This window comes from Nocardia sp. NPDC004260 (genome assembly GCF_053603155.1).
The window spans coordinates 1-9,582 of record NZ_JBSGEZ010000135.1 but is presented as its reverse complement, the minus strand read 5'-3'; the positions used below and the strand labels follow the sequence as shown (position 1 = coordinate 9,582).

At 69.0% G+C, this 9,582-nt stretch carries 12 protein-coding genes; 7 read left to right on the top strand and 5 right to left on the bottom strand.

Annotation, left to right across the window (positions count from 1 at the left end; genetic code table 11):
• Nucleotides 1-124: 124 nt before the first annotated feature.
• From ACWEO7_RS36940 to ACWEO7_RS36930, 3 genes are read left to right on the top strand one after another with little or no spacing between them, the layout of a single operon-like run.
• Nucleotides 125-286, top strand: coding sequence for a DUF4177 domain-containing protein (locus ACWEO7_RS36940; protein WP_085994820.1), 162 nt, complete (start codon nt 125-127; stop codon nt 284-286).
• Nucleotides 287-303: 17 nt separating this feature from the next.
• Nucleotides 304-762, top strand: a complete 459-nt coding sequence (locus ACWEO7_RS36935) for a RidA family protein (protein WP_452430205.1) — start codon at nt 304-306, stop codon at nt 760-762.
• Nucleotides 763-800: 38 nt separating this feature from the next.
• The gene (locus tag ACWEO7_RS36930) at nt 801-1,592 is read left to right on the top strand and encodes an MBL fold metallo-hydrolase (RefSeq protein ID WP_452430203.1); all 792 of its coding nucleotides are present in this window, start codon (nt 801-803) and stop codon (nt 1,590-1,592) included.
• 63 nt (nt 1,593-1,655) lie between these two features.
• Here ACWEO7_RS36930 and ACWEO7_RS36925 read toward each other — a convergent pair whose 3' ends face one another.
• Both ACWEO7_RS36925 and ACWEO7_RS36920 read right to left on the bottom strand, forming a co-directional pair.
• Nucleotides 1,656-2,330: a Crp/Fnr family transcriptional regulator gene (locus ACWEO7_RS36925; RefSeq protein ID WP_039794544.1), complete on the bottom strand. Its 675-nt coding sequence runs from the start codon at nt 2,328-2,330 to the stop codon at nt 1,656-1,658.
• Between the two features lie 132 nt (nt 2,331-2,462).
• On the bottom strand, nt 2,463-2,705 hold the full coding sequence (locus ACWEO7_RS36920; RefSeq protein WP_067799616.1) for a hypothetical protein: 243 nt from the start codon (nt 2,703-2,705) through the stop codon (nt 2,463-2,465).
• 223 nt (nt 2,706-2,928) lie between these two features.
• Here ACWEO7_RS36920 and nth point away from each other — a divergent pair, with 223 nt between their 5' ends.
• The 4 genes from nth (at nt 2,929) to ACWEO7_RS36900 (ending at nt 6,263) form a co-directional block, all read left to right on the top strand.
• Complete coding sequence (gene nth, locus ACWEO7_RS36915; RefSeq protein ID WP_450026401.1) at nt 2,929-3,630, top strand: endonuclease III; 702 nt, start codon at nt 2,929-2,931, stop codon at nt 3,628-3,630.
• Nucleotides 3,627-4,271: a TlpA family protein disulfide reductase gene (locus tag ACWEO7_RS36910; protein WP_452430201.1), complete on the top strand. Its 645-nt coding sequence runs from the start codon at nt 3,627-3,629 to the stop codon at nt 4,269-4,271. Before nth ends, ACWEO7_RS36910 begins: the two co-directional genes overlap by 4 nt.
• Nucleotides 4,272-4,356: 85 nt before the next feature.
• Nucleotides 4,357-5,073 (top strand): NUDIX hydrolase, encoded by a 717-nt coding sequence (locus ACWEO7_RS36905; RefSeq protein ID WP_355078675.1) that lies wholly within the window; start codon nt 4,357-4,359, stop codon nt 5,071-5,073.
• The gene (locus ACWEO7_RS36900) at nt 5,070-6,263 is read left to right on the top strand and encodes a MarP family serine protease (protein ID WP_355078674.1); all 1,194 of its coding nucleotides are present in this window, start codon (nt 5,070-5,072) and stop codon (nt 6,261-6,263) included. Before ACWEO7_RS36905 ends, ACWEO7_RS36900 begins: the two co-directional genes overlap by 4 nt.
• Before the next feature lie 195 nt (nt 6,264-6,458).
• Here ACWEO7_RS36900 and ACWEO7_RS36895 read toward each other — a convergent pair whose 3' ends face one another.
• The 3 genes from ACWEO7_RS36895 to nhaA are packed head-to-tail and all read right to left on the bottom strand — an operon-like array spanning nt 6,459 to nt 9,284.
• On the bottom strand, nt 6,459-7,394 hold the full coding sequence (locus ACWEO7_RS36895) for an alpha/beta fold hydrolase (RefSeq protein WP_452430199.1): 936 nt from the start codon (nt 7,392-7,394) through the stop codon (nt 6,459-6,461).
• A gap of 45 nt (nt 7,395-7,439) precedes the next feature.
• Complete coding sequence (locus ACWEO7_RS36890) at nt 7,440-7,946, bottom strand: phage holin family protein (protein WP_450026397.1); 507 nt, start codon at nt 7,944-7,946, stop codon at nt 7,440-7,442.
• A gap of 33 nt (nt 7,947-7,979) precedes the next feature.
• The gene (gene nhaA / locus ACWEO7_RS36885) at nt 7,980-9,284 is read right to left on the bottom strand and encodes a Na+/H+ antiporter NhaA (protein WP_452430198.1); all 1,305 of its coding nucleotides are present in this window, start codon (nt 9,282-9,284) and stop codon (nt 7,980-7,982) included.
• Nucleotides 9,285-9,582 lie beyond the last annotated feature (298 nt).

Below are 9,582 nucleotides of genomic sequence, written 5' to 3'. Positions count from 1 at the left end.
GTTTGCGCGGCCGCCGCGTCCGCGACGAAGTCGCCAGCGGCGGTCGCGCAAACGCGAGCCACAAAGGGGCCGCGAACACGCCGCGACGAAGTCGCGGCCATAAGACACAGCTACGCTCTCGCACATGAGTGATACGACCTTGTGGGAGTACGCGACCGTGCCGCTGCTGACGCATGCGACGAAGCAGATTCTCGATCAGTGGGGAGCCGACGGCTGGGAGCTGGTCACCGTGCTGCCCGGCCCGACCGGTGAGCAGCACGTCGCCTATCTCAAGCGGCCCAAGTAGCGAAGGAGGGTGACGCAGTGACCCAGTGGGAGAAGAACCTCGCCGAGCTCAGAATCACGCTGCCTCCGGTCGTGGCACCGGTCGCGGCCTATATTCCCGCGATCCGGACCGGCTCGCTCGTCTATACCTCCGGTCAGCTGCCGTTCGTGAACGGCGAGCTGTCGGCGGTCGGCAAGGTCGGCGCGGAGGTTTCGGTGGAGGCGGCCAAGGAAGCGGCGCGGCTGTGCGCGCTCAACGCGCTGGCCGCGGTGCACGACCTGGTCGGGCTGGACGCGGTGGTGCGGATCGTCAAGGTGGTCGGATTCGTGGCTTCGGCACCCGGATTCGGCGATCAGCATGTGGTGATCAACGGTGCGTCGGAGTTCCTCGGTCAGGTCTTCGGTGACGCGGGCAAGCACGCGCGCTCGGCCGTCGGCGTCTCCGAACTCCCCCGGAATACTCCGGTCGAAGTCGAACTGATCGCCGAGGTGCGCTAGACCGGAACAGTCGGCTCCGTTTCTATCCGAGGTTTGCGATGACGTTGACACACCCCGCCTACGGGCAGCTCCGACAGGTCACCGAGACGGCGGCGGTGCTGCTCGCCGACAATCCGGGAAAGATGACCCTGGAGGGAACCAACACCTGGATCCTGCGGGCCGCGGGCCGGTCGGACTGTGTGGTGGTGGACCCGGGTCCGAAGGACGAGTCGCACAGCGCCGCGATCGCCGAGGCCACCGGTGGCCGGGTCGCTCTCACCTTGATCACCCACCACCACCACGACCACACCGGCGGGATCGATCATCTGGTCGAACTGACCGGGACATCCGTGCGCGCCAAGGATTCCGGCTTTCTGCGCGGCTCGGCTGCCGCCTTCGCCGACGGCGAGGTGATCGAGGCCGCGGGCCTGCGGATCACCGTGCTGGAAACGCCGGGCCACACCGATGACTCGGTCAGTTTCGTCCTCGACGACGCGGTGCTGACCGGCGACACCATCCTCGGCGCGGGCACCACCGTGCTCGGGTCCGGTAGTGGTGCGCTGGCCGACTATCTGTCCTCGCTGGACCGGCTGCTGGAAGCGGGCAAGGGCAAGGCGTTGCTGCCCGCGCACGGCCCGGATCATCCGGATCTCGAACCGGTCGCCCGGTACTACATCGCCCATCGGCACGAGCGCCTCGGCCAGGTGCGGGAAGCGTTGCGGGTGCTCGGCTCGGATGCGGACGCGATGGCGGTCGTACGGCGCGTGTACGCCGATGTGGACGAGCGGCTGTGGCCCGCGGCGCGCAGTTCGGTGCAGGCGCAGCTGGACTACCTGCGCGTGCACGGCTGACGGGAACAACGGAACGCCGGGTTCAGTGGAGCGCTGAACCCGGCGTTCGTCGTTCGGGGCGTGTTACCGGGCGCGGCGGGCCAGGCGCTCGGAGTCGGAGATGAGCACGCTCTTGCCCTCCAGCCGCAGCCAGCCGCGATGCGCGAAGTCGGCGAGCGCCTTGTTCACGGTCTCGCGGGAGGCGCCGACCAGCTGGGCGATCTCCTCCTGGGTCAGGTCGTGGGTGACCCGCAGCGCGCCGGCTTCCTGCGTGCCGAAGCGCTGTGCGAGCTGCAACAGCGCCTTGGCGACGCGGCCGGGCACGTCGGTGAAGATCAGGTCGGCCAGGTTGTTGTTGGTCCGGCGCAGGCGGCGGGCGAGGACGCGGAGCAGTTGCTCGGCGATCTCGGGTCGCTGGTCGATCCAGGTCTTGAGGGCGTCGCGGTCCATCGTCACCGCGCGCACCTCGGTCACCGTGGTGGCGGTGGAAGTGCGCGGACCGGGGTCGAAGATGGACAGCTCGCCGAACATATCGGACGGGCCCATGATGGTCAGCAGATTCTCGCGCCCATCGGGCGAACGGCGTCCGATCTTCACCTTGCCGGACGTGATGATGTACAGCCGGTCACCCGGCTCACCCTCGTTGAAGATGACATGACCGCGCGGGAAATCCACCGGCTGAAGTTGCTTGGCGAGGGCGGCCACCGCAGTGGGCTCGACGCCCTGGAAGATGCCTGCTCTGGCGAGGGCCTCGTCCACGAATGTGCTCCTTAGGGAAATGGCTCTGTACCGGACCGAAGCGACTCGGCCAACAGCGCAGTCTACGCGGCCTCACTACAGCGTAGTGACGGACACCACGTAACGAGTGGATTGCGCGACACTTGCGCCGCGTCAGCTGGCGCGGGCCACGTCCATCTCATCGCCGCGGGAGCGGCGCTTGCGCATCCGGGCGACGGCGGCGGGCAGACCGAGTTTCGTCAGCTCCTTCACCTCGGCGTTGCTTGCCTTGTCCAGGTACTGCTGAACCTCTTCGTCGGGTTCGAGAAGCTTGCGGAGCCGGTTCTCGACCCGCTCCATACCCAGTGCGAACAGCATCAGCACCACTGGGAAGAGCACCACAGCGAGTCCTTGCATGACGAGCAGTAAACACCGTCGAGGTCTCAGATGGAACACGGCAACTGAACTGGAAGGGCAACGTTGTCCGCCGATTCCGTATGGTGGACGCGTGCGCGTCTCCCCCTCCACTGCCTCCGGGAACGGACTTCCGCCCGGCTCCGAGCCCTCCGGAACGCCGCCGGTCGCCGCCGCGGCTCCGAATCGGAAAACCAGGGCACGACAGGCGGAAACCCGGCTCGGGCTGGTCCGCCGCGCGCGCCGGATGAACCGTGAACTGGCGACCGCCTTCCCCGACGCGCACTGCGAGCTGGATTTCACCACACCGCTCGAATTGGCGGTGGCGACAATACTTTCGGCACAGTGCACCGACGAGCGCGTGAATCTCACCACGCCCGCGGTGTTCGCCCGTTACCCGGACGCGCGGGCCTACGCCGAGGCAAATCGCGCGGAGCTGGAGGAATACATCCGGCCGACCGGGTTCTACCGGAACAAGACCTCCTCCCTGATCGGGCTCGGCCAAGCGTTGCTGGAACGTCACGACGGTGAATTGCCTCACACCCTGACCGAGCTGGTCCAGCTCCCCGGCATCGGGCGCAAGACCGCCAACGTCATCCTCGGTAACGCGTTCGGGGTCCCCGGCATCACGGTCGACACCCATTTCGGTCGCCTGGTGCGCCGCTGGGGATGGACCGACGAGGAGGACCCGGTCAAAGTCGAGCACATCGTCGGCGCGCTGATCGAGCGCAAGGAATGGACGATGCTCTCGCACCGGGTGATCTTCCACGGTCGGCGCGTCTGCCATTCCCGCAAGCCGGCGTGCGGTGCGTGCGTCCTGGCCAAAGACTGTCCGTCGTTCGGGATCGGGCCGACCGACCCGGAGGCGGCGGCCAAGCTGGTGAAGGGGCCCGAGCGGGAGCATCTGCTCGAGCTGGTGGGCCGGTGAGTTCTGAGCCCTCGGGCCGGAGGAGTGCGGGACATGCGTGGCGCTGGGCACTTGCCGGTCTGATCGTCGTGGTCGCGCTGGCGGTCGCGGTGTGGCCGCGCGGCGACGACCGGACCGAGGAGCAACACCGGGCTCCCGTTGCCTCCGGCGTCTCCGATGACCTGCGCGCCGCCGCCCATCTGCCCGACTGCCCGAGCGGCGCTTCCCCCGGCAACGGTCCGCTGGCCGGGATAACGCTGGGATGCCTGGCGGACGGCGAACCGGTCGACTTGGCCGCCGCGCTGGCGGGCAAGCCCGCCCTGCTGAATCTCTGGGCCTACTGGTGCGCACCGTGCGCCAGAGAGTTGCCGTATTTGCAGCAATACGCCCAACGCGCCGGAAACGCGATTACGGTGCTGACCGTGCACAGCGACCCTGATGAGGCCAAGGCACTGTCCCGTTTGCGCGGACTGGATGTGAGATTGCCCGGCGTGCTCGACGCCGACGCGCGAGTGCGCACGGTCGTCGGCGCTCCCTCGGTGCTGCCGATCTCGGTGCTGGTGCGTGCCGACGGCTCGATAGCCGACGTCGAGGTGCGCGCTTTCGACGGGGTGGATGACATCGCGAATACCGTCGCGGGCAAGCTCGGAGTGGCCGCATGACGATGCGGGTGGACGAATCAATGGTGGAGGTGACGGTGCGGGCGTGCACGCGGGTCGGTGGGCGAATGCGCGGGGGAGGTGCGCGATGACCATCGAAATGCCCCCCGGCATCCCGAACTGGCTGACCCGCTCGGCCGAACCGGCCCTCGACAGCGCCGACACCGCGACCAGGGCGCGTGCGCTGCGCCGCGCCATGACCGTGACCTCGAAGCCGCGTCAAGCGGCGGTGCTCGTGTTGTTCGGCGGCTCGCCGGAGCCCGACCCGGACGCCCCCGGCGGGCTGCCGGCCGACGCGGAGGTGCTGCTCACCCAGCGCGCCTCCACCCTGCGTCAGCATCGCGGCCAGGTGGCCTTCCCCGGTGGCGCGGCGGACCCGGGCGACGCCGGGCCGATCGATACCGCGCTGCGGGAGGCCTGCGAGGAAACCGGCCTCGACCGTTCCGGCGTGGAACCGTTCGCGGTACAACCCAAGCTGTTCGTGCCGGTATCTCGTTTCGACGTGACGCCGGTGCTCGCGTACTGGCGTACGCCGGGTGCGGTGCAGGTGGTCGACCGGAGCGAGACCGAACGGGTCGTGCGCGTGCCGCTCGCGCAGCTGCTCGATCCGGCCAACCGCTTCCTGGTTCGCAGCCCTCTGGGTTATCAGAGCCCGGCGTTCCAGGTGGACGGGATGTTGGTCTGGGGCCTGACCGGCGGCATCCTCGCCGGGATCAGCAAGGCCGCGGGCTGGGATCGCGAGTGGGACCACGCGGACGTCCGTGATCTGCAGACCGCACTCGCCGCCGTGGGGATGACGTTATGAGTTCGTCGGCCTGGCTCGACATCGCCGTCGTGCTACTGGCCCTGCTCGCCGCTTCTTCGGGCTGGCGGCAGGGCGCCGTGGCCTCCGCGCTCGCCTTCCTCGGCGTTGTGCTCGGCGCGGTCGCGGGCATCCTGATCGCGCCGCACATCCTGGTGCACGTCGACGAGGGCCGCACCAGGGTGCTCACCGGCGTGCTGCTCATCGTGGTGCTGGTGATCGTCGGTGAAGTCGCGGGCATGGTGCTCGGGCGCGCCGCGCGCAGCGGCATGCGTCATCCGTTCACGCGCAGCGTGGACAGCGTGGTCGGCGCGGGGCTGCAGGCGGTCGCCGTGCTGGTCACCGCGTGGTTGCTGGCGCTGCCGCTGGCCACCTCGTCGCAGCCGGCCATCGCGACCGCGATCAACGGCTCGCGGGTGCTGGCCGACGTCAACGACGTCGCGCCGAACTGGCTGCGCAAGCTGCCCAACGAATTCTCCAAGCTGCTCAACACCTCCGGTCTGCCGGACGTGATCGGGCCGTTCGGGCGGGCGCCGATCGCCGCGGTGGAACCACCGGATCCGAGCGTGCTGGCCAGCCCGGTCGCCGCCTCGCTGCAGCAGAGCGTGCTGCGGATCCGCGGTGTCGCGCCGAGTTGCCAGCGGGCGCTGGAGGGCTCGGGCTTCGTGATCGCCCCGGAGCGCGTGATGACCAACGCTCACGTCGTCGCGGGCACGACGAGCGTCGACGTGGACACCGCCTACGGCTCGCTGCCCGCTTCGGTGGTGCTGTTCGATCCGTTCACCGATGTCGCGGTGCTCTCGGTACCCGGACTCACCGCCCCGGTCGTGCCGCAGGCGCCGTCGCCCGCGCGTACCGGCGACAGCGCCATCGTGCTCGGCTACCCGGGCGGTGGCCGGTACACCGCGAGCGCGGCCCGGATCCGCGAGACCCTGGATCTGACCGGCCCGAATATCTATCGCGACGGAACGGTGAAGCGTGAGGTGTACACCGTCCGCGGGCTCGTCCAGGCGGGCAATTCCGGTGGGCCGCTGGTGGATACCGAAGGACAGGTGCTCGGGGTCGTCTTCGGCGCCGCGGTGACCGACAACGACACCGGTTATGTGCTGACGCTCAACGAAGTCCGCTCCGAACTCGAAGCTTCGCAGCGTTCCGATGGTCCGGTGGCCACGGGGGCGTGTGTGCTGAGCTGATCCGCGACGCGGGTCGGACGTACCACCCGGAATAGAGCCGTGGTATCGGGTGTCGCCCCGATGCCGCGGAACTCGTTCCGCGGCAGGGCCTGGGCGCGACTTGGTCAGGCGGAAGCGCGGGATCGGTGTGGGTACGCGCTTTCATCGAACCGAGACCCGGCCGCGAACCCGTGGCCGAGCCGGGCCGCGAAGCGTTCAGCCGAGGAGTTTGGCCAGTTCCTTCGTCACGGCGTCCGGGTTCTCCTGGTGGGCGAAGTGCCCGGCCGCCGGGATACCGGCCAGCCGCCGTTCCGGCGAGAGATGGAGGTCGCGGCGGAAGGTTCCCGGCAGTATGTACGGGTCCAGCTCGCCGCGCATGGCCAGGACGGGGACGCGGATGGGTTCGCGCATGGTCGCCATGAACCGGCGGCCGTCCGGACGCCACTGACTGCGGAAGGCCCAGCGCTGGTACTCCAGTGCGCAATGCGCGGCGCCGGGGATCCGGATCGCCGACCGCATCCGCTGTGCGGTGTCGACGAATTCGGCGGTGCTCGCCCAACCCGCGCTGACCCGTTGGCGCAGCAGCCGTTCCACTTCGAGGCCGTCGGCGGTGGTCAGCAAGTGCTCGCCGTACCGGGGGAGCTGGTAGCGAAGGAAGTTCGGCAGCCAGGCCGCGCGCTGGCGGCGGTTGCGCAACACGGAGCTCTTCAACGCCGACGGATGCGGCGAGCCCACCAGCGCGATCGAGCGAACCAAGCGCGGATGCAGCACGGCCGTGGTCCAGCAGACCAGACCACCCTCGGCGTGCCCGGCGAGCGTCGCCTCGGTGTAGCCCAGTGCCCGGATCAGCCCGGCGACGTCACCGGCGAGCGTCCAGCCGTCGTAACCGCGCGGCGGCTTGTCGCTGTCGCCGTAGCCGCGCAGGTCGACGGCCACGGTGCGGTAGCCGAGCTCGGCCAGGCCGGTCAGTTGGTGCCGCCAGGACCACCAGAAGTCGCCGAAGCCGTGCAGCAACACGACCAGCGGTGCGTCGGACCGTTCGGGCGCCGCGTCAACGACGTGGAAGCGGATGCCGTTGGCGTGCACGTCCCGATGCGTCCACGGTCCGTCGTAACGGACGCTGGACGGATCCGGGAGCAAGTTCGCCGACACGCCGACTGAGCCTAGTAGCCGCCGTACCGGCTCGCGCACGCGCGCCTAGGAAGTCTGCTTCTCCAGGGCGAGGCGGTCCTCGTGCGCGGCCGCGCCCAAGCCGTGCGGCAGCACCGTGCGCGCCTGCTTGAGCGAATCGATCGTCTTCTCCGGCGCGCGCAGCTTCTTCACCCGGCGGTAGCCGAGGAACGCCAGTACCGCGGTGGCGACGACCATGAGCAGGAAGACGATCAGGAAGGCCGCCCAGCGCGCCAGCCACACGTCGAGCAGTTCGCCGAGGAAGAAGAAAAAGAAGAACGTGCTGAACAACAGCACGGTGAGCGCGAGGATGAAGTAGACGCTGCCCTGCAGGCCCTTCTTGATCTCGCCGGTGACCTCGGCCTTGGCCAGTTCGACCTCGGCGCGGACCAGGGTCGACATCTGCTCGGCGGCGTCGCGGACCAGGGTCCCGAAACTCGCGGAACCGAGCGGATCGGCATCCGTGAGGGGAATGGAGGTGACCGTACGACCGCGCTCCGCGTCGCTCCCGTTACCGCCGTGGTTGAAACTCACTTGGTCGACCCTTCTCCCTGTCCCGGCACTGCTTCAACTCCCGTTCGATCGGCGGTGCTCCCGGTGCCCTCCGTGGTCACGCAGGCTACCGCCTCCGGGCGGATCGCTCGCGCCGCCGTGTTGTTCACGTTGTAGCGCACGGGCGTCCCGCCGAGCCTGGTGGACACGCCCACGCCGCAACAGTAGCGCCGAACCGGCGAGCGACGCCGCCATTGATGTCACCAACACAGCGGCCTTCGCCAACTCGACGGCCGACCCGTCCGCGACATCGGCGAGCGCGAGTTCCGCCACGAGAAGGCTAACCGTGAAGCCGATCGCGCCGAGCACCGAGAGGGCGAACATGTCCCGCCAGCCGAGTCCGCTGGGCCGCGTCGCGACGCCCAACCGGATTGCCACCCAGCTCATCCCGAAGATGCCGAGCGGTTTGCCCACCAGCAGGCCGAGAATCACGGCCAGCGCGAGCCGGTCGGTGAACAACTCGCCGAAGACCGTGGAATTCAACGGGACTCCGGAAGCGAACAGGGCGAACAGCGGAACGCACAAACCGGCGGAGACCGGCTGGAAGATGTGCTCGAGCCGGGTGGCAGGCGCTTCGGATTCACCGGGATCAGCACGCACCCGGGTGAGCAGGCCGAGGGCGACGCCCGCCAAAGTCGGATGGATGCCCGCCTCGTGCAGCGCGTACCAAGACACCAACGCCAGTGGCACGTAGAGCAACGGAGTGCGGATTCGCGCGCGTTGCCCCGATGCCCACCCGGCGAAGCATCCGGCGGCGACGAGCAGCCACAGCAGCGACACCGTCGTGGTGAACAGCACCGCGATCAGGACGATGGCCATCAGGTCGTCGACCACGGCCAGGCTGAGGAGGAAGACCCGCGCGCCCGTGGGGATGCGTGAACCGGTCAGCGCGAGGACGGCGAGCGCGAACGCGATGTCGGTGGCGACGGGGATGGCCCAACCGCGGTCCATGCCGGGGATCCCGAACCCGACCACCGCCGCGATCAGCGCGGGCGTCACCACACCGCCGATCGCCGCGATGACCGGCAGAGTGGCGCGTCTGCGGTCGGCGAGTTCGCCGACGACCAGTTCGCGTTTGAGCTCCAGGCCTGCGACGAAGAAGAACACCGCGAGCAGACCGTCCTCGGTCCACTCGGCCAGGGTCAGTTCCAGATGCAGCGGCGGTATCGCGACGACCGTCTCGGTGATCGTCGCATAACTGGCTCCCCACGGCGAGTTCACCCACAGCAACGCTGCGGCCGCCGCGATCAGGAGAAGTGCGCCGCCGAAGGTTTCCGTGCGCAAGTAGCGGGACAGTTCCGAGCGCACTCGCGTAATCACGGGAAACCTTTCGGCCGGTGGTCGGGCGGCGTGGACGCGGCACCCACCGGCGTCGGCTGAACTGGTGCGCGACCACTCGCCGACCAGACTTCCCGGCACACCTGACGCAATCTTAACGGGTGCGGCCGGTGCCGGATCCCGCCACCGGCCGCGCTCAGCGCTGTGCGATCAGCCCTTGCCCGCCCGGATCGCCTCGAAGACGCTCGGGTCGACGAGGGTGGAGGTGTCGCCGAGTTCGCGTCCTTCGGCGACGTCGCGTAGGAGGCGGCGCATGATTTTGCCGCTGCGGGTTTTGGGG

Bases quoted from the DNA above. Each gene is read 5' to 3' on its own strand.
- ACWEO7_RS36900 (WP_355078674.1), top strand. From the start codon at position 5,070: ATGAGTTCGTCGGCCTGGCTCGACATCGCCGTCGTGCTACTGGCCCTG.
- ACWEO7_RS36930 (WP_452430203.1), top strand. From the start codon at position 801: ATGACGTTGACACACCCCGCCTACGGGCAGCTCCGACAGGTCACCGAG.
- ACWEO7_RS36940 (WP_085994820.1), top strand. From the start codon at position 125: ATGAGTGATACGACCTTGTGGGAGTACGCGACCGTGCCGCTGCTGACG.
- ACWEO7_RS36920 (WP_067799616.1), bottom strand. From the start codon at position 2,705: ATGCAAGGACTCGCTGTGGTGCTCTTCCCAGTGGTGCTGATGCTGTTC.
- ACWEO7_RS36905 (WP_355078675.1), top strand. From the start codon at position 4,357: ATGACCATCGAAATGCCCCCCGGCATCCCGAACTGGCTGACCCGCTCG.